The following is a 19,048-nucleotide window of genomic DNA, read 5'->3' as shown; positions in this document are numbered from 1 at the left end:
AACCGGACCAGCCCCACCGGAACCCGGCCCGGCCGACGAGCGGAGAACGCGCGATGGAGCAGGTGAACCAGGCTCCCGACAACACCCCCCGGCGTCGCCGCAGCGTCCGCATGCTCGGCGCGACCCTGCTCTCCGGGCTGCTGATCGGCGGCGCCGTCCCCTACGTCACCGGCACCGACGGCAGCTACCTCAGCTACCTGGTGCTGGACGATCGCATCGACGCCGAGGGCGCCGCGCACGCCGCCGACCAGGTCCGGTCGGCCGGCGGGCAGGTCGTCCAGGAGTACCCGCAGATCGGGGCCGTGCTCGCCTACGCCGGCGGCCGGTTCGCCGAGAAGCTCCGCGGCCGGCCCGGGACCGCCGCCGTCGGCGCCACCCGCACCGTCCCGGTGCCCTCGCCGCCGAGGCCGCTGGCCGGCACCGCGTTCGACCCCGGGCGGCCGACCGCCGACGCCGTCGAACGCCAGGACGACAGCACCGCCACCGTTCCCGACCCCGGCGAGCACAGCGACTGGAACCTCGTCATGATCGGCGCCGTCGAGCGCCCCGCCGGACACGCCGCGCTGCTGCACCCGCCGCTCGACCGCCCGGCCGACCGCTCCGCCGACCGCACCGGCGCCGTCCCCACCGCCCAGCAGCTGGCCCAGGTCACCGTCGCGGTGCTCGACTCCGGCGTCGACGACACCCACCCCGACCTGCGCGCCGCCGTCGACCCCGCCGCCTCCGCGTCCTGCGCCGACGGCCGCCCCGACTCGCGCAGCGGCTCCTGGCGGCCCGACGCGGCCATCAACGAGAGCGGCCACGGCACCCACGTCGCCGGCATCGTCGGCGCCGCCCGCGACGGGCACGGCGTCACCGGCGTCGCCCCCGGCGTGCGGATCGCCGCCGTCCGGCTGCTCGGCTCGCTCGGCCAGTACTACGCCGAGAACATCGTCTGCGGCATGCTCTGGGCCGCCGACCACGGCGCCCGCGCCATCAACGACAGCTACTTCGCCGACCCGTGGAAGTACAACTGCCCCGAGGACGCCGACCAGGCCGCGCTGATCGCCGCCGTCGGCCGGGCCGTCGCCTACGCCCAGCGCAAGGGCGCCGTCGTGGTCGCCTCGGCCGGCAACGACGGCCAGGACCTCACCGCCGCCCGCCCCGACCACCGCAGCCCCAACGACCGCACCACCGGCCCCCCGCAGGACCGCGAACTCGGCACCGAATGCATCCGGCTGCCCGGCGAACTGCCCGGCGTGGTCACCGTCGGCGCCGTCGACCGCAACGGCCTGCCCGCCTCCTACAGCAACTACGGCCGCGGCCGGATCTCCCTCGCCGCACCCGGCGGCGACCCCGACAGCGGCACCGACGGCGCCGTCGTCTCCGACTGGCCCGACGGCAAGTACGCCGCCCTGGCCGGCACCTCGATGTCCGCCGCCCACGTCACCGGCGCCGTCGCCGTCACCGCCGCCCAGCACCCCGACTGGGGCCCCGACAAGATCACCGCCGCGCTCGCCCGCGCCGCCGACGGCAACTGCGTGCAGACCTTGCCCGTCGGCTGCCAGGACCACGACTACTACGGCGCCGGCATCCTCGCGCTGCCGCACTGACCGGCCGGTGCGCGACGGCTGCGGCGCAGGCCGGCCGGTGTGCGACGGCCGCCGCACCGACCGACCGGTGCCCGATACTTGGCGCATGAGGCTGACCGAGTTCTGGCGACGGATGTACCTGCACTTCGGCGAGACGTACGCGGAGTCCTTCGCACAGGACCATGTGATGGCCGAACTCGGCGGCCGCACCGTGCGCCAGGCCCTGGACGACGGCTGGGAGGCCAAGGACGTGTGGCGCGTGGTCTGCGTCACCCAGGGAGTGTCATCCCGGCTGCGATGACCCGATTAGCCCGCCGGTGGGTGAGACTTGCTCGGTGTCCAGCAGTGCAGAGACCCCCGACCTGATGTCCGAAGAAGACCTCCCCGCGAGCACCCCACCGGGCCGGCGCAACGGCGGCGACACCGCCGACCCGCAGCCGCGCCGCGGCGACTGGAGCAGCCGCTCGATGCCGCGCTGGCTGCCCCGGGCGATGCTGCTCGCGCTGGTCTGCGTCGGCCTCTTCCAGCTCGCCGACTGGGCCTTCCACCAGCTGATCAACCTGCTCGTGATGCTGCTGGTGGCGTTCTTCCTGTCGCTCGCCATGGAACCCGCCGTGGACCGGATGGCCGCCCGCGGCGTGCGCCGCGGCCTCGGCACCTTCCTGGTGTTCATCGGCGTCGGCCTGGCCGTCGCCGGCTTCGTCACCGCGCTCGGCACACTGCTCGTCGACCAGGTCACCCAGGTCGCCGGGAAGCTGCCGCAGATGCTGCACGACCTGATCGACTGGATCAACCACACCTTCCACACCGAGCTGTCCCTCGACCAGCTCCAGCACCAGGTGCTCAAGGACTCCGGCACCATCGAGAAGTACGCCCAGCAGGCCGCCGACAACGTCTGGGGCGTCACCGGCACCGTCGTCGGCGGACTCTTCCAGGCCTTCACCGTCGGCCTGTTCACCTTCTACTTCACCGCCGAGGGCCCCCGAGTGCGGCGCACCGTCTGCTCGATGCTGCCGCCCACCAAGCAGGCCGAGGTGCTGCGCGCCTGGGAGATCGCCCTCGCCAAGACCGGCGGCTACCTGTACTCCCGCGCGGTGCTCGCGCTGGTCTCCAGCCTCGGGCACTGGGCCTTCTTCGAGATCATCGGACTGCCGTACGCCGCCGCGCTCGCAGTCTGGGTCGGCGTCATGTCGCAGTTCGTGCCCACCATCGGCACCTACCTGGCGGGCGCGCTGCCCGTCCTGGTCGCGCTCACCGGCCGGCCGGTGGACGCCCTGTGGGTGCTCGTCTTCGTGACCGTCTACCAGCAGATCGAGAACTACCTGCTGCACCCGCGGATCACCGCCAAGACCGTCGACGTGCACCCCGCCGTCGCCTTCGGCGCGGTGATCGCCGGCGCCGCGCTGCTCGGCGCGGTCGGCGCGCTGATCGCCATCCCGGCCGCCGCCACCCTGCAGGGCTTCGTCGGCACCTACGTGCGCCGCTACGAGGTCGAGGACGACCCGCGGATCGACCGCGGCGAGGAGCGCCGCAGCCGGCGACGGGAGGCCGTGCGGCGACTGCGGCAGATGGTCTCCGGCGGGGAATCGACGGAGACGCCGCGCTCCGACCGCTGACCGGCCACCTCCTCACCCGTCTCCCGGCCCCCGCCGTGGTTCTTCCGGCGGGAGTAAGCGGTTTCCCCCGTCGCCGGGCTCTTGATGGGTGAGGAGGTGCTCATGGGGGACAAACAGCTCGGCCCGGACGACGAGTTCCGGGCGTTCATCGTCGGGGCCTGGCCCTGGCTGCTGCGCACGGCGTACCTGCTGACCGGTGACCAGCACGCGGCCGAGGACCTGGCCCAGTCGGCCGCGGAGCGGACCTGCGCGGCCTGGTCGAAGGTGCGCCGCGCCGACGACGCGCACAGCTACGTGCGCCGGATCATGATCAACCAGCACGCCCGCCGCTGGCGGCGCCGGGCACCCGAGGTGCTGGTGGAGTCCGTGCCGGACACGGCCGGGCCGGAGGACGGGTACGCCCGCTCCGACCAGCGCCGGGTGCTGATGGCGGCACTCGCGACGCTGCCGCGCCGGCAGCGCCAGGCCGTGGTGCTGCGGCACTGGGAGGACCTGACCGACAGCCAGGCGGCCGCCGCGATGGGCTGCTCGACAGGGGCCGTACGCAGCCACGCGGCCAAGGGGATAGCGAGACTGCGGCACACCGCGGGGCTGAAGGAACTGACGGACATGACACATGTGGGGGGTGCGGTATGACTGCGGGGAACAACGAAGTGCCGGGCGGGGACATGGCGGTCGAGCTCGGGCTCGCGGCGGCAGCGGCGGACGTGAAGATCGGCTCGGTGCCGGTCGAGGGCATCCTGGTCGGCGGACGGCGGATCCGGAACCGTCGCCGCACGGTGGTCGGCGCGCTCACGCTGGCCTCGGTGGTGGCCCTGGGCAGCGGCACCGTGGCGGGCCTGAACGGATTCGCCGGGAACGGCCCGACCGCGCAGGCCCTGCAGGCCGGCGACGGCGGGTTCCTCCCGCTGGTGCCGGGCGCGGAGGCGTCCGCCGACCCCGGTGCCGCGGCGACGAAGACCGGCGCGCGGGACCCGCTCAAGCCGGTCCGGGTGATGATCGGCCACGGCACCGCAGACGGCAAGCAGTGGCAGCTCTGGGAGGCGCTCTGGCCGCTCGCCCCGAAGGAGCAGGCGTACGCGCAGGCGGTGGCGGTCTGGGAGGAGCGCCACGCCGTCGACCCCTCGCTGGAGAAGCCGACGGAGGCGTACGTCCAGCAGTTCTGGCAGCCCACCGAGGACGTCGTCAACACCTATGCCACCCTGGACGGGGCCCGGCAGAAGTACGACACGCAGGGCGGCTACCCGGCGCCCGGGCACCTCGACCCGCGGATGGCGGACACCTTCAGCGGCGGCGTCCTCGGGCCCTCGGCCAAGTCCGGCACGTCCGGTCCGCTGCCGATCAGGCTCGCGGTGCTGGCCATCGGCCCGGACGTCGGCAAGGTGGTGGTGGACTGGTCGGACGGCGGTGTCGCCGAGCCGACGCCGGTCGTCGTCGAGGACTCCCCGTACCGCATGGTGGTGGTCCCGGAGCGGCCCGGCCTCAAGGTCGGCTCGTGGCGGTTCTTCGACAAGAACGGCGTCGAGCTGCCGAACGCCGGCACCAGGCTGCTGAGCGAGTAGGCGCCCGAAGCGGTTCCTGCGGCCCCGTTCCCGGTCGTCCGGGGCGGGGCCGTGGCGTGTCGGGGTCTTCGATTGGATTCGAACGTATGTTCTTTGTACTCTTCGGCGCAGAGTTTTCCACAGGCCGAGCCCGCCCGGGCCCGATTGTCGGTGGGACGCGCTAGCGTCGATGACGATGAAGCGCAACGCACAGAACCCGAGGGTGGAAGCCATGGCAGGAACGGATCGCGAGAAGGCCCTGGAGGCCGCGCTCGCCCAGATCGAACGGCAGTTCGGCAAGGGCTCGGTGATGCGCCTCGGCGAGAAGGCGAACGAGCCGATCGAGGTGATCCCGACCGGGTCCACCGCCCTCGACGTGGCGCTGGGCGTGGGCGGCATCCCGCGCGGCCGAGTGGTCGAGATCTACGGCCCCGAGTCCTCCGGCAAGACCACCCTGACCCTGCACCTGGCCGCCAACGCCCAGAAGGCCGGCGGCACCGTCGCCTTCGTCGACGCCGAGCACGCGCTCGACCCCGAGTACGCCAAGAAGCTCGGTGTGGACACCGACGCTCTGCTGGTCAGCCAGCCGGACACCGGTGAGCAGGCACTGGAGATCACCGACATGCTGATCCGCTCCGGCGCGGTCGACCTGGTGATCATCGACTCGGTGGCCGCGCTGGTGCCGCGCGCCGAGATCGAGGGTGAGATGGGCGACTCGCACGTCGGTCTGCAGGCCCGTCTGATGAGCCAGGCGCTGCGCAAGATCGCCGGTGCGCTGAACCAGTCGAACACCACCGCGATCTTCATCAACCAGCTGCGCGAGAAGATCGGTGTGATGTTCGGCTCCCCCGAGACCACCACCGGTGGTCGGGCGCTGAAGTTCTACGCCTCGGTCCGCCTCGACATCCGGCGCATCGAGACCCTGAAGGACGGCACCGAGGCGGTCGGCAACCGCACCCGCGTCAAGGTGGTCAAGAACAAGGTCGCCGCGCCGTTCAAGCAGGCCGAGTTCGACATCCTCTACGGCGTGGGCATCAGCCGCGAGGGCGGCCTGATCGACATGGGCGTCGAGCACGGCTTCATCCGGAAGTCCGGCGCCTGGTACACCTACGAGGGCGACCAGCTCGGCCAGGGCAAGGAGAACGCCCGCAACTTCCTGCGGGACAACCCGCAGCTGGCCGACGAGATCGAGGCCAAGATCAAGGGCAAGCTGGGCATCGGCCCGAAGCCCGCCGAGGGCGACGCCCCCGCGGTGGAGATCCCGGCTGCGGCCGCGCCCGCCAAGGCCGCCGCCAAGAAGACGGCGGCTGCATCCAAGGAGACAGCGGCTGCCTCCAAGGAGACGGCGGCCGCCGCCAAGGGCTGAACCGTTGACACGCCGCACTGACCACCCGGCACCGGGTCCGTCCGAGGACGGGCCCGGTGCGGGCGTATGGGGAGACGAACAGAACGACGCCTCCGGCCCGCCGGACTGGTTCGCGGCGGTGGCCGAGGAGCCGTCGGCGGAGCTTCCCGCAGAGCTTCCTGCGGGGGAGCTGCCCGAGATGATGCGGGCGTCCGAGCTGGCCGGGGGGCGGCGTCGGCGGCGCAGCGCGCTGGGTGAACTGCCGGCCGCCGCACCGGCGGAGGTGCTGGCGGAGGTGCCGGCGAGGCCGAAGCGGCGGGCGAAGACCGAGCGGGTGAAGTCCGGGCGGGCGAGTTCTGGGCGTTCGGAGGGCGGGCGTTCGGAGGGTGAGCGCTCGGAGGGCGGTGCGGGCGGGCGGCGTGGGCGGGGAGCCGCTGCCGAGCAGGGGGATCCGGCGGAGCGGGCCCGGGACATCTGTCTGCGGCTGCTCACCGGAGCCGCCAAGTCCCGCAAGCAGCTGGCCGATGCGCTGCGCCGCAAGGAGATCCCGGACGAGGTCGCCGAGCAGGTGCTGACCCGGCTGGAGGAGGTCGGGCTGATCGACGACGCCGCCTTCGCCGAGGCGTGGGTGGAGTCCCGGCACGCGGTGCGCGGGCTCTCCCGGCGGGCGCTGGCCCAGGAGTTGCGCACCAAGGGCGTCACCGGGGAGAGCGCGGAACGGGCCTTGCTCCAGGTCGACGCCGACGACGAGTCGGAGGCCGCCCGGGCACTGGTGGCACGGAAGTTGCGCTCCACCGCCGGGCTGGACCGGGACGTGCGGATGCGCCGCCTGGTCGGGGTGCTGGCCCGGCGCGGCTACTCGGAGGGCCTCGCGTTCCGGGTGGTCCGGGAGGCGCTGGACGCGGAGCCGGAGGACGGCGAGGACGACAACTGGTAGGCGGACAAACGGACATGATGACTGGCGATCAGATCATCGGAGTCAATTCTCGATCGCATCTTGACCGTTTCGTAACCTCCGCCTAGCCTCGCACTCAGTGGCTGGACGATCGCGGAGGTCACCGCAGCGGCAGCGTGCGCAGGACGGGGAGTGGCCGGATGGGGATCGCTCAGGACACCGGAACGGGTTCCTCCTTGCTCCTGCTGCTGGCGGCCGGCGTGCTGATCGGCGCACTCGCCCTGGCAGTGGTCGGCGCGCTCCGGGCGCTGCGTCGGCGCCGTGCCGAACTCGACCGGCGCGAGGCGTGGTTGACCGCCGAACTCCACCGCCTGCACCTGCACGAGGACGAACTCGCCGGGCGGGCCGCCGAAGCGGAGCGGGTGCGCGCCGAACTCGCCGAACAGACCACGGAGAACCGGCTGCTGCTGGAGCGCACCGCCGGGCTGACGTCCGCCCAGGCCCGCGACGAAGTGGTCCGCACCGCCGAGGCCGAGGCCCGTCGGGACGCCGCGCTGACCGTCCGGGAGATCGAACGGCAGGCGGTCGTCGAGGGCGAGGGCCGGGCCCGCGAGATCATCGCCTCGTCCGTCCAGCGGCTGGCCGCCGAACACACCGCCGAGACCGTCGTCACCACGCTCCGGCTGCCCAGCGAGGACATGAAGGGCCGGGTGATCGGCCGGGAGGGGCGCAACATCCGGGCCTTCGAGGCCGTCACCGGCGTCAACCTGATCGTCGACGACACCCCCGGGCTGGTCCAGCTCTCCTGCTTCGACCCCGTCCGGCGGGAGAGCGCCCGGCTCACCCTCGAATCGCTGCTCACCGACGGGCGGATCCACCCTGCGCGGATCGAGGAGGCGCACGAGCGCAGCCGCAGCGAGGTCCAGCGGCTCTGCATCCGGGCGGGGGAGGACGCGCTGCTCACCGTCGGCATCGGCGCCGTCGGCGAGATGGAGCCCGAACTGGTCCGCACCCTGGGGACGTTGCGCTACCGCACCTCCTACGGGCAGAACGTGCTCGGGCACCTGGTGGAGTCCGCGCACCTGGCCGGGATGATGGCCGCGGAGCTCGGCGTCGACCCGGAGCCGGTGCGCCGCGCCGCGCTGCTGCACGACATCGGCAAAGCCCTCAGCCACCAGGTGGCGGGCAGCCACGCCCTGATCGGCGCGGAATTCGCCCGCCGGCACGGGGAGTCGGCGGAGGTCGTCCACGCGATAGCGGCCCACCACGGCGAAGTGGAGGCCAAGACCGTCGAGGCGGTGCTCACCCAGGCCGCGGACGCCTGCTCGGCGGGGCGACCCGGCGCGCGGAAGGAATCCGTGGAGGCGTACGTCCGGCGGCTGGAGCGGCTGGAGGAGATCGCGCGGGCGCACGACGGGGTCACCAAGGTCTACGCGATGCAGGCCGGACGGGAGGTCCGGGTCATGGTGCAGCCGGAGATGGTCGACGACGTGCGCGCGCAGGAGATCGCGCGGGAGGTGGCCCGTCAGGTGCGGGAGGAACTGACGTACCCGGGGCAGATCAGGATCACGGTGGTGCGGGAGTCGCGCGCGACGGAGTTCGCGCGCTAGCTCCGTCGGGGCGCGATCACGTGCAGGTCATTGGCCTGCGTCGCGATCTTGCGGTGGGGTGACTTCCGATTCGTCCAGTTCCCCGCGCCCCCCGCTTCGTACCGTCTCCTGCGCGCCGGCTCCGAACGGGGCTGTCAGGGTGTGGAGTTTTTCGGGGTGGAGGCCGGGGGTGGTGCCGAGGAGGTGGCCGTCGGGGCGGATGAGGAGGACGGTGTGGGGGGTGGCGCCGGGGTAGGTGTCGGTGACCAGGACTTCGGTGGGGACGGGGAGGGCGTCGGCGAGTTCGGTGAGGCGGGGCATCAGGCCGGCGCCGAGCCAGTGTTCGGCGGACCAGACGGTGGTGCCGGGGGCGACCAGGACGAGCAGGAACGCGGTGCCGAGGCGGGCCCGGAGGGTGTCCGCGGTGCCGTCGGCGGTGACCACGGGCAGGTCGGGGACGAGGACGCCGGGGGCGGTCGGGGCGAGCTGTTCGGTGAGTGAGGTGCCGCGGCTGCCGCGCTGCTCGGGGACGCGGGGGGCGACGCCGGAGGGCGTCGCGGGGTAGGCGGGGGCGCCGCCGAAGCGGCCGGTGCCGAGGTGGCCGTCGGCGAGCAGCGGGGCGTGCTTGCGGAAGGAACCGGAGATGAGCGAGCGCCGGGTCTGGGCCCAGCCGCGCAGCGGGCGGAGCAGCGGCATGGTCTGGTCGACGGCGCGCAGGCGGGCGCCGACCGCGCCGCGGCGTTCGTTCTCGTAGCCGTCGAGCAGGGCGCTCTCGGCGGGGGCGTCGGTGGGCGGCAGGTGCCAGGCGAGGGCGAGTCGCCAGGCGAGGTTGTCGGCGTCGCGCAGGCCGTCGGCGAGGTTCTGCATGCCGAGGGCGCCGTGCAGGTGGGCTGCGTCGCCGGCGAGGAAGCAGCGGCCGGCGCGGAAGCGGCCGGCGAGGCGCTGCTGGTAGGTGTGGTCGGCGGCGGCGAGCAGTTGATGGGGCGGGAGTTCGCCGCACCAGCCGGTGAGCGCGGAGGTGACCCGGGTGAGCAGGGTGTCGCCGGTGACGATGCCGGGCCAGGTGGCGTGCGGGTCGACGGGTTCGGTGGGCTGGGGGCGGCCGGGGGGCAGTCGCCAGTCGAGTCGCCACAGGCCGTCGGGCAGCGGGCGGGCGGAGGCTTCGCGGTCGCCGCGCCACGGGGGTTCGCGGTGCAGCCGGGCCTCGCCGGGGAACGGCAGGTCGACGCGGACGGTGGCGACGGCGTGCCGGTCGACGGCGGGCCGGCCGGGGAAGCGGACCTTGAGGAGTTTGCGGACGGTGGACCGGGCGCCGTCGCAGCCGACCAGGTGGCTGCCGCGCCAGCTGGTCCCGCCGTCGGCGGCGGAGGTGGTGCGGACGGTCACGCCGTCGCGGTCCTGGGTGAGTTCGACCACCCGGTGTCGCGGGGTGAGGCGGATCAGCGGGGTGGCGGTGGCGGCGTCGCGCAGGCCGCGCTGGAGGCGGTGCTGGGCGAGGTGCAGGACCGGGTTGTCGTCGAGCGGCAGGCGCAGCACCTCGGCGCGGCGGCGCCAGACGGTGAAGGCGTCCCAGCGGGCGGCGTCGGAGCCGACCAGGGTGTAGCCGATGCGGGCGAGGAAGGCGGCGGTGTCGGGGCCGAGGACGACGGTGCGGGGGCTTTCCGGGCAGACGCCGGCGCCCTCGTCGAGGACCACGCTGGGAACGTCGTTGCGGGCGAGGGCGAGGGCGAGGGCGAGGCCGACCGGCCCGGCCCCGACGATGATCACTGGATCCATGTCGGGGCCTTCCGGCCGGCGGGGCCGGCCGTTGTTCCGTCAGTTGCCGGGCGGGAGCTCCCAGGTGGTGTCACGAAGAGCAATGCAACAGATCACCTGGGTGTCCGTCAAGCAGCGGTTGTGCTGCGGCGGCTCGCGCCGCGGCGGCTGCGGGACTCGATCCAGCGGGCGAGGCCGTCGAGGGCGAGGCACATGCCGATGTAGATCGGGGCACCGACCAGGACGACCGGGATGTACGGGTAGCCGTCCGAGTTGGAGGCGACGAGCCGCATCTGGTTCAGCAGCTCGGGGTAGGTGATGATGTAGCCGAGCGAGGTGTCCTTGAGGGTGACCACCAGCTGGCCGATGATCGCCGGGAGCATCGAGCGGACGGCCTGCGGTATCAGCACGATGGCCATCACCTGGGTCTTGCGCAGGCCCAGGGCGTAGGCGGCCTCGGCCTGGCCGTGCGGGACGGCGTTGATGCCGGAGCGGATGATCTCGGCCTGCACGGCGCCGTTGTAGAGGGCCAGGCCGATCACCAGGGCCCACATCGGCTGGGCGCCGAACGCCGCGCGGTACAGCGCGAAGATCATGATCACCAGCGGCATGGCCCGGAAGAACTGGACCACGACGGTGGACACGATGCGCACCGGGAAGTGGTCGGAGAGCCGGCCGACGGCGAGCAGCGAGCCGAGCACCAGCGAGCCGATCGCGGCCAGGCCGAAGGCCTTCAGGGTGTCCAGCGCGCCGTCGACGAAACGCTGCTGGACGGCCGTGTACTCGAACGGCGACCAGAGCAGGGGGTCGAACTGGCCGGCGTCGGCGAAGCTGCTGATGACGTACCAGAGCAGGCCTGCGATGCCGGCCAGGCCGAGCAGCCCGAGGGTCAGGTTGCGGGCCCGGGCCCGGGGGCCGGGGACGTCGTACAGGACGGAGGCGGTGCGAGTGCTCATCGGGCCACCGCCATGCGACGCTCCAGGATGGAGAAGACAGCATTGATGCTGAAGCTGATTGCCAGGTAGGCGAGCGCGATCCAGAAGAAGATGGCGAAGATGTCGTAGGCCTCCTCGCTCAGGACCTTCTGGAAGCTGAACAGTTCGGGCACGTTGAAGGCGCCCGCGATGGCCGAGTTGCGGGGCAGGGCGATGAACACCGAGCCCAGCGGGGAGATCACCGAGCGGGTCGCCTGCGGCAGCACCACCAGACCGAGGGTCTGGCCGAAGCCCATGCCGAGCGAGCGGGCCGCCTCGGCCTGGCCGAGCGGAACGGTGTTGATACCGGCGCGCACCACCTCGCAGATGAAGCTGCCGGTGTAGGCGCTGAGCGCGATCACTGCGGCCGTGAAGCTGTCGATGTGCACGTTCAGCGAGGGCAGCATGAACGTCACCGCGAAGAACAGCAAGGTCAGCGGGGTGTTGCGGAACACCGTCACCCAGGCGGTGCCGAAGTACCGCAGGACGGGAACGGGCGAGACCCGGAAGGCCGCCAGCACGAAGCCCAGCAGCAGCGAGAACAGGGCGCTGAGCGCGCTCAGTTCGATCGTCCGCAGGAAGCCTTCGGCGAATGCGGAGAGGTTGCCGTCCTCGAATATCAGTCCCATGCCGGCGGCCCTCCTTTCTCAGTAGTGGGTCTGACCGGACGTCAGCCGGCGATCGGGTCCAGGGCCGGGATGCTCGGCGCGGCGGAGCCGGACAGGCCCAGGGTGGCGTCGTACGCCTTCTTCCAGTCGCCGTTGTCCTCGTGCGCCTTCAGGGCGTCGTTGATCGCCTTCTGCAGCGCCGCGTCGGTCTTGTTCAGGCCGACGCCGTAGCGCTCCTCGGAGAAGGGGCTGCCGACGACCTTGAGCTTGCCCTGGTTCTTCGCGGCGTAGCCCTTGAGGATCGAGTCGTCGGTGGTGACCGCGTCGACCTCCTTGGTCAGCAGCTTCTCCACGCAGAGCGAGTAGTTGTCGAACTGGGTGACCTTGGCGCCGTACTTCTGGATGTTGGCGATCGAGGTCGAGCCGGTGGCGGTGCAGACCGACTTGTCCTTGACGGTCTCGGGGCCGGTGATGTCGGTGTTGTCCTTGTTCACCAGCAGCGACTGGCCGGCGATGTAGTACGGGCCGCCGAACGCGACGCCCTTGTCCTTGCGGGCCGGGGTGATCGAGTAGGTGCCGACGTAGTAGTCGACCTGGCCACCGGTGATGGAGGTCTCACGGTTGGTGGAGGTGACGGTCTGCCACTCGATCTGGTCGGCCGAGAAGCCCAGGTCGGCGGCGACCATCTTGGCGATCTCGATGTCGAAGCCGCTGCGCTTGCCGGTCTGCACGTCCTCGAAGCCGAGGAACGGCTGGTCGGCCTTGGCGCCGATCTTCAGCTTGCCGCGCTTCTTGGCCTCGGTCCACACCGGGGAGCCGTCCAGCTTCGCGTCGGTCTTGACGGTGTAGGTCGGCAGCTGCGGGGCGGCCGAGCCGCCGGCGGCGGTGGGGGTGTCGCTCGGGGAGCCGTCCTTGCCACAGGCGGCGACCGCCGTCAGGGCGAGCACGGACAGGGCGGCGGCAACGGTACGACGGGCCTTCATCGGTCGTTCTTCTCCTCGATAGGGGCCACGGCGGGGTCCGGGCCACTGCGAATTGACGCTACTGACGCTTGATCGACAGCGGGAGTCAGTGCTGCAGGATCTTGGACAGGAAGTCCTTGGCACGGTCGGTGCGCGGCGCGGTGAAGAAGGCGTCGGGGGTGTTCTCCTCGACGATCCGGCCGTCCGCCATGAACAGCACACGGTTGGCCGCGGAGCGGGCGAAGCCCATCTCGTGGGTGACCACGACCATGGTCATGCCCCGCGCGGCGAGCGAACGCATCACCTCCAGCACCTCGTTGACCATCTCCGGGTCGAGGGCGGAGGTCGGCTCGTCGAAGAGCATCACCTTCGGGTTCATCGCCAGCGCACGGGCGATCGCCACGCGCTGCTGCTGGCCGCCGGACAGCTGCGAGGGGTACTTGTCGGCCTGGGCGCCGACGCCCACCCGCTCCAGCAGCTCGCGGGCCGTCGACTCGGCCTCCGCCTTGGCGACCTTGCCCACCTTCACCTGGGCGAGCACCACGTTCTCCAGCACGGTCTTGTGCGAGAACAGGTTGAACGACTGGAACACCATGCCCACCTGGGCACGCAGCTTGGCCAGTTCGCGGCCCTCGGCGGGCAGCGGCTTGCCGTCCACCTCGATCGAGCCGGAGTCGATGGTCTCCAGCCGGTTGATGGTGCGGCACAGCGTCGACTTGCCGGAGCCGGACGGGCCGATCAGTACGACGACCTCGCCCTGGGCTATCTCCAGGTCGATGTCCTGCAGCACGTGCAGGGCGCCGTAGTGCTTGTTCACCCCGCGAAGGGCCACCAGCGGCGCGGCATCGCGCAGCTCGGCACTGTTCTCGGTCATCGCCGTCCGCTCCCTCGTCCTCCGAACCCGGGGCCAACTCGCGTGGTCCGCAGAGCCGGTGATGGTCCGTTCGATGTCCTTCGATGTCCGGGGGCCGGAGCCGGCGGAGCTCCGGGACCCCCGAACGGGGCGACTTTAGGCAGGTACACGACGTCCCGTCAGCCGATCTGAGCTGAACTTGAGCATCACGGTTCGGTGACGCCGGGTAGTCGAGCACCGCGAATACCGGAGCGGTAACGGACCGGCCGATGCGGTTGACCTGGTGACGTCGGATGGGAGTGGATGCCAGGATGGCCCGGTTCCGAGTGGGACCGCGCCATGCCGACGGCGACCGCGCCACCGGCCCGCACGCATACCGACGAACGCACAGGAAGGAGCCCGATGCGCCTGCTCCTGGTCGAGGACGACGACCGCGTGGCCGCCGCCCTGGTCGCGGTGCTGGGCCGACACGGCTTCCAGGTCCGACACGCCCGCAGCGGACACGAGGCCCTGGACGCGCTCGTCCCGGACGGCAGCGAGCCCTACCGGGTGGTGCTGCTCGACCTCGGACTGCCCGACCGCGACGGCTTCGAGGTGTGCAGCCGGATCCGGGCCGGCAGCGCCGTCCCGGTCATCATGGTGACCGCCCGCGCCGACATCCGCTCCCGGATCCACGGCCTCAACCTCGGCGCCGACGACTACGTCGTCAAGCCGTACGACATGGGCGAACTGCTCGCCCGCATCCACGCGGTGGCCCGCCGCGGCACCCCCAGGAGCGCCGAGGACAGCGGCCCCGAGCCGGACGGCCCGCTGGCCTCCCGCGGCGTCGAGATCGACCGCGAACGCCGCCGGGTCAGCGTCAACGGGCGCGACGTGCCACTCACCCGCAAGGAGTTCGACCTGCTGGCGCTGCTCGCCCAGAGCCCCGGCGTGGTCTACCGCCGCGAACAGATCTTCAGCGAGGTCTGGCGCTCCGGCTGGGAGGGCAACGGCCGCACCCTGGAAGTCCACATCGGTTCGCTGCGCACCAAGCTCGGCCTGCCCGGCCTGGTCGAGGCCGTCCGCGGCGTCGGCTACCGGCTCACCTCCGACAGCCCCGACAGCCCGCCCGCCGACGACGCCGCGGAGCGCTGACGTCCCGTGCGCAACCGCCTGCTCGGCATCCTGATCGCCCTGATGGCCTGCGTCCTCGCCGCCCTCGGGGCGCCGCTGGCCTACCTGATCGCCTCGTCCGAGCAGTCCGAGGTCGTCGTCGACCGGATCGACGACGCCGCCCGCTTCGCCCAGGACCTCCCCACCCAGGGCCGCGCCAGCACCACCGCCGTCAAGGGCGAACCCGAACCCGGCCCCGGCGACGGCGGCCGCCTGCACGCCCTGACCAGCGAGGCCGCCCGCTACCACGAGCTGTACGGCGCCCGGATCGGCGTCTTCGAACGCGACGGCAGCGCCGTCGCCGTCGCCCCCGACGGCTGGCGCGCCCCCGCCGACGGACCCGGCGGCCAGGCCTACCGGGAGGCGCTGGCCGGCCGCCGCAGCCACAACCCGCCCCAGGTGTGGCCCTGGACCTCCGACCGCACCCTCACCGTCGCCCTGCCCGTGGTCCGGGACGGCGACGTGGTCGCCGTCGTCCTCACCGAATCGCCCACCGGCCCGCTGCGCGCCCGGATCCTGCACCGCTGGCTGGTGCTGGCCGGCGGCGAGGCGCTCGCCATGATGGTCGCCATCCTGCTGGCCGTCCGCCTCACCGGCTGGGTGCTGCGCCCCGTCCGCACCCTCGACCGGGCCACCCACGACATCGCCACCGGCCGGCTCGGCGCCCGGGTCGCCCCCAGCGGCGGGCCGCCCGAACTGCGCCGCCTGGCCCGCTCGTTCAACGACATGGCCGACCACGTGGTGCTCGCCATCGACCAGCAGCGGGCCTTCGTCGCCGACGCCTCCCACCAACTGCGCAACCCGCTGGCCGCGCTGCTGCTGCGGGTCGAACTGATCGGCCTGGAACTCCCCGAGGGCCGCGAGGAGGAGATCGCCGCCGTCCGCGAGGAGGGCGCCCGGCTCGCCCGCGTCCTCGACGACCTGCTCGGACTCGCCACCGCCGAAGGCTCCCGGCCCGAACCCGAACCCGTCGACCTCGCCGAACTGGTCCGCACCCGCGCCGACGCCTGGCGGCCGCTCGCCGACCGGCGACAGGTCCGACTCCAGTGGCAGGGACCGCCGATGGCGCACGCCTGGGCCGACCCGATCGGCTTCGGCAGCGCCCTCGACGCCGTCCTCGACAACGCCCTCAAGTTCTCCCCGGCCGGCAGCGACGTCCGGGTCGGCCTCACCATCACCAAGGACGAGGTCACCGCCACCGTCACCGACGCCGGACCCGGCCTCACCGAGGAGGAACTCGCCCGCGTCGGCGACCGGTTCTGGCGCTCCTCCCGGCACCAGAACGTCGACGGCTCCGGCCTCGGCCTCTCCATCGCCCGCACCCTGCTGCTGGCCGGCGGCGGCAGCCTCGGCTTCGCGCCCGCCGAACCCAACGGGCTCTGCGTGCTGCTCACCGTGCCGCGGCGTCAGTGGAGTTGACCCGTCAGGGCTTCACCGACTGGTAGTAGCGCTTCGCGCCGTCGTGCAGCGGCAGCGGATCGGTGTACACCGCGCTGCGCAGGTCCACCAGCTGCGCCGCGTGCACCTGGCCGCCGATCCGGTCGCGGCTGTCGATCACCACCCGGGTCACCGCCTCCACCAGCGCCGGGTCCACGTCCGCCCGGGTCACCAGCAGGTTCGGCACCGCCACCGTCGACACCGGCGTGCGCTGCGGCTCCACCAGCGGATAGGCGTCCGCCGGAATGGTCGCCGCCCGGTAGGCGTCCATCCCGTAGCCCTCCAACTGGTGCAGCGGGTCCGACAGTTCACCCATCGGCACGATCCGGATCGGGGTGTGCTCCGACAGGTCGGTCAGCGCCGCCGTCGGCAGACCGCCCGACCAGAAGAACGCGTCCAGGTCCTTGTCGCGCAACCGGTCCGCCGCGTCGCCCACGCCCAGCATCGACGAGCGCACGTCCTGGTCCGGGTCCAGCCCCGCCGCCTCCAGCAGCCGCCGGGCCACCAGGTTCACGCCCGACATCTGCTGGCCGACCCCGACCCGCAGCCCGCGCAGGTCCGACACCTTGTGCACCGGCGAGTCCGCCGGCACCACCAGCTGCATGTAGTCGTCGTACAGCCGGGCGATCGCCCGCAGCTGCGACTTCTGCGGATTCGTGAAACTCGCCACCGAGTCCGCCGTGGCGATCGCGAAGTCGTCCTGGCCCGACAGCACCCGCTCCAGGTTGTCCAACGAACCCTGGGAGTTGTCCAGCCGGACCTTCACCCCGGGCATCGCCGAACGCATCGACTCCTTCAGCAGCACCCCGTACCGGTCGTACACCCCGCGCTGCACACCCGTCGCGAACGCCGCCTCCCCGTGCAGCCCAGACCCGGCCCGCGCCGACGACACCCACCAGCCGCCCACACCCCCCACCACCAGCAGCAGCACGGCCGCCACCCGCACCAGCGGACTGCGCGCCGCGGAACGCAGCGCGGCACCGGCACGGGGCGGACGGGTCGAAGCAGCCATGGCAGGGATACTGCCAGCCCCGACCGCCCGGCGGGAGGCCCCGGCAGGTGCCCGTACCCTTGCTCTGTGGGTATGGAGGAGAGCTTGCGAACTTACAAAGTCGTCACGTACGGCTGCCAGATGAACGTCCACGACTCCGAGCGCCTGTCCGGGCTGCTGGAGGAGGCCGGCTACACCAAGGCCGCCGGCGACGGCGACCCCGACCTGGTGGTCTTCAACACCTGCGCGGTCCGCGAGAACGCCGACAACAAGCTGTACGGCAACCTCGGCCGGCTCGCCCCCGCCAAGCAGGCCAACAGCGGCATGCAGATCGCCGTCGGCGGGTGCCTCGCCCAGAAGGACCGCGAGACCATCGTCCGCAAGGCCCCCTGGGTCGACGTGGTCTTCGGCACCCACAACATCGGCCACCTGCCCGCCCTGCTGGAGCGCGCCGCGATCGAACGCTCCGCGCAGGTCGAGATCCTGGACTCGCTGGAGACCTTCCCCTCCACCCTGCCCACCCGGCGCGAGTCCGCGTACGCCGCCTGGGTCGCCATCTCGGTCGGCTGCAACAACACCTGCACCTTCTGCATCGTCCCCGCCCTGCGCGGCAAGGAGGAGGACCGCCGCCCCGGCGACATCCTCGCCGAGGTCGAAGCACTGGTCGCCGAGGGCGTCGTCGAGGTCACCCTGCTCGGCCAGAACGTCAACGCCTACGGCTCGGACCTCGGCGACCGGCAGGCGTTCTCCAAGCTGCTGCGTGCCTGCGGGGAGATCGAGGGGCTGGAGCGGGTCCGCTTCACCTCGCCGCACCCGAAGGACTTCACCGACGACGTGATCGCGGCGATGGCCGGGACGCCGAACGTGATGCACCAGCTGCACATGCCGCTGCAGTCCGGCTCCGACACCGTGCTGCGCGCGATGCGACGCTCCTACCGGCAGGAACGCTTCCTCGGCATCATCGAGAAGGTCCGCGCCGCGATGCCCGACGCCGCGATCTCCACCGACATCATCGTCGGCTTCCCCGGCGAGACCGACGAGGACTTCGAGCAGACCCTGCACGTCGTCCGCGAGGCCCGGTTCGCCAACGCCTTCACCTTCCAGTACTCCAAGCGGCCCGGGACGCCCGCCGCCGAGATGGAGAACCAGATCCCCAAGGCCGTGGTGCAGGAGCGCTACGACCGGCTGATCGCCCTCCAGGAGGGGATCTCCTGGGAGGAGAACAAGAAGCAGGTCGGCCGCAAGCTGGAGATCCTCGTCGCCGAGGGCGAAGGCAAGAAGGACGACCGGACGGACCGCCTCTCCGGGCGTGCGCCCGACAACCGGCTGGTCCACTTCACCCGGCCCGAGGGGGGCGTGCGGCCCGGCGACATGGTGACCGTCGAGATCACCTACGCCGCCCCGCACCACCTCCTCGCGGAGGGCCCCGTCCTCGGCGTGCGCCGCACCCGCGCGGGCGACGCGTGGGAGAAGCGACAGGCTGCGCCCGCGAAGCCGGCCGGCGTCATGCTCGGCCTCCCGTCGGTCGGCGTCCCGGCGCCCCTGCCTGCGGCGCCGGGGGGCTGCGGCTGAGAGCGCTGGCGGGCGCGAGAACAGGGGCGCGTGGGGGTACCTCCCGGCCCGCCAGGGCTGGGGGAGAACTGCGCGACAAGCGCAGGTCACGTCCGTAAGGTCGCGATCACGTGCAGGTCATTGTCCTGCGTAGCGCTCTTGCGGTGGGGTGCCTTCCGCTTCGCGCAGTTCCCCGCGCCCCCGGGTT

Annotated in this window: 17 protein-coding genes; 11 read left to right on the top strand and 6 right to left on the bottom strand. The window is 72.4% G+C overall.

Annotated features, from left to right (window positions below):
- The first annotated feature begins 53 nt into the window (after positions 1-53).
- The 8 genes from AMK19_RS29965 to rny all read left to right on the top strand — a co-directional run bounded on the left by AMK19_RS29965 (position 54) and on the right by rny (position 8,578).
- Complete coding sequence (locus AMK19_RS29965; RefSeq protein WP_073817628.1) at positions 54-1,592, top strand: S8 family peptidase; 1,539 nt, start codon at positions 54-56, stop codon at positions 1,590-1,592.
- A gap of 85 nt (positions 1,593-1,677) precedes the next feature.
- Positions 1,678-1,872, top strand: coding sequence for a DUF3046 domain-containing protein (locus tag AMK19_RS29960; RefSeq protein WP_073817625.1), 195 nt, complete (start codon positions 1,678-1,680; stop codon positions 1,870-1,872).
- Between the two features lie 34 nt (positions 1,873-1,906).
- Positions 1,907-3,187, top strand: a complete 1,281-nt coding sequence (locus AMK19_RS29955) for an AI-2E family transporter (protein ID WP_073817622.1) — start codon at positions 1,907-1,909, stop codon at positions 3,185-3,187.
- A 102-nt stretch (positions 3,188-3,289) separates the two neighbouring features.
- Complete coding sequence (locus AMK19_RS29950) at positions 3,290-3,823, top strand: SigE family RNA polymerase sigma factor (protein WP_073817619.1); 534 nt, start codon at positions 3,290-3,292, stop codon at positions 3,821-3,823.
- The gene (locus AMK19_RS29945) at positions 3,820-4,749 is read left to right on the top strand and encodes a hypothetical protein (protein WP_143200467.1); all 930 of its coding nucleotides are present in this window, start codon (positions 3,820-3,822) and stop codon (positions 4,747-4,749) included. The genes AMK19_RS29950 and AMK19_RS29945 overlap by 4 nt, the downstream gene beginning before the upstream one ends.
- Positions 4,750-4,960: 211 nt before the next feature.
- Positions 4,961-6,094, top strand: coding sequence for a recombinase RecA (recA, locus tag AMK19_RS29940; protein ID WP_073817612.1), 1,134 nt, complete (start codon positions 4,961-4,963; stop codon positions 6,092-6,094).
- Positions 6,095-6,098: 4 nt separating this feature from the next.
- The gene (locus AMK19_RS29935; protein ID WP_241844649.1) at positions 6,099-7,010 is read left to right on the top strand and encodes a regulatory protein RecX; all 912 of its coding nucleotides are present in this window, start codon (positions 6,099-6,101) and stop codon (positions 7,008-7,010) included.
- Positions 7,011-7,168: 158 nt separating this feature from the next.
- On the top strand, positions 7,169-8,578 hold the full coding sequence (gene rny / locus AMK19_RS29930; RefSeq protein WP_241844648.1) for a ribonuclease Y: 1,410 nt from the start codon (positions 7,169-7,171) through the stop codon (positions 8,576-8,578).
- A 27-nt stretch (positions 8,579-8,605) separates the two neighbouring features.
- On the opposite strand, the gene AMK19_RS29925 is transcribed toward rny, so the two are convergent.
- From AMK19_RS29925 to AMK19_RS29905, 5 genes are all read right to left on the bottom strand, one after another.
- Positions 8,606-10,333: an FAD-dependent monooxygenase gene (locus AMK19_RS29925; protein WP_073817600.1), complete on the bottom strand. Its 1,728-nt coding sequence runs from the start codon at positions 10,331-10,333 to the stop codon at positions 8,606-8,608.
- Between the two features lie 107 nt (positions 10,334-10,440).
- Complete coding sequence (locus AMK19_RS29920) at positions 10,441-11,268, bottom strand: amino acid ABC transporter permease (protein ID WP_073817596.1); 828 nt, start codon at positions 11,266-11,268, stop codon at positions 10,441-10,443.
- On the bottom strand, positions 11,265-11,915 hold the full coding sequence (locus AMK19_RS29915) for an amino acid ABC transporter permease (protein ID WP_073817593.1): 651 nt from the start codon (positions 11,913-11,915) through the stop codon (positions 11,265-11,267). The genes AMK19_RS29920 and AMK19_RS29915 overlap by 4 nt, the downstream gene beginning before the upstream one ends.
- Before the next feature lie 41 nt (positions 11,916-11,956).
- Positions 11,957-12,877: a glutamate ABC transporter substrate-binding protein gene (locus AMK19_RS29910; RefSeq protein ID WP_073817589.1), complete on the bottom strand. Its 921-nt coding sequence runs from the start codon at positions 12,875-12,877 to the stop codon at positions 11,957-11,959.
- An 85-nt stretch (positions 12,878-12,962) separates the two neighbouring features.
- The gene (locus AMK19_RS29905; protein WP_198953496.1) at positions 12,963-13,691 is read right to left on the bottom strand and encodes an amino acid ABC transporter ATP-binding protein; all 729 of its coding nucleotides are present in this window, start codon (positions 13,689-13,691) and stop codon (positions 12,963-12,965) included.
- 420 nt (positions 13,692-14,111) lie between these two features.
- Between AMK19_RS29905 and AMK19_RS29900 the strand changes: the two genes are divergently transcribed.
- Positions 14,112-14,843, top strand: a complete 732-nt coding sequence (locus tag AMK19_RS29900) for a response regulator transcription factor (RefSeq protein ID WP_073817584.1) — start codon at positions 14,112-14,114, stop codon at positions 14,841-14,843.
- Positions 14,844-14,849: 6 nt separating this feature from the next.
- Positions 14,850-16,280: a sensor histidine kinase gene (locus AMK19_RS29895; protein WP_073817582.1), complete on the top strand. Its 1,431-nt coding sequence runs from the start codon at positions 14,850-14,852 to the stop codon at positions 16,278-16,280.
- A gap of 4 nt (positions 16,281-16,284) precedes the next feature.
- On the opposite strand, the gene AMK19_RS29890 is transcribed toward AMK19_RS29895, so the two are convergent.
- Complete coding sequence (locus AMK19_RS29890) at positions 16,285-17,310, bottom strand: TAXI family TRAP transporter solute-binding subunit (protein ID WP_073817580.1); 1,026 nt, start codon at positions 17,308-17,310, stop codon at positions 16,285-16,287.
- A gap of 72 nt (positions 17,311-17,382) precedes the next feature.
- On the opposite strand from AMK19_RS29890, the gene miaB reads away from it, so the two are divergent.
- Positions 17,383-18,861, top strand: coding sequence for a tRNA (N6-isopentenyl adenosine(37)-C2)-methylthiotransferase MiaB (gene miaB / locus AMK19_RS29885; protein WP_073817577.1), 1,479 nt, complete (start codon positions 17,383-17,385; stop codon positions 18,859-18,861).
- Positions 18,862-19,048: the final 187 nt, after the last annotated feature.

The organism is Kitasatospora sp. CB01950 (assembly GCF_001905465.1).
Taxonomy (GTDB): domain Bacteria; phylum Actinomycetota; class Actinomycetes; order Streptomycetales; family Streptomycetaceae; genus Kitasatospora.
This window is presented reverse-complemented; position numbering and strand designations above follow the sequence as displayed.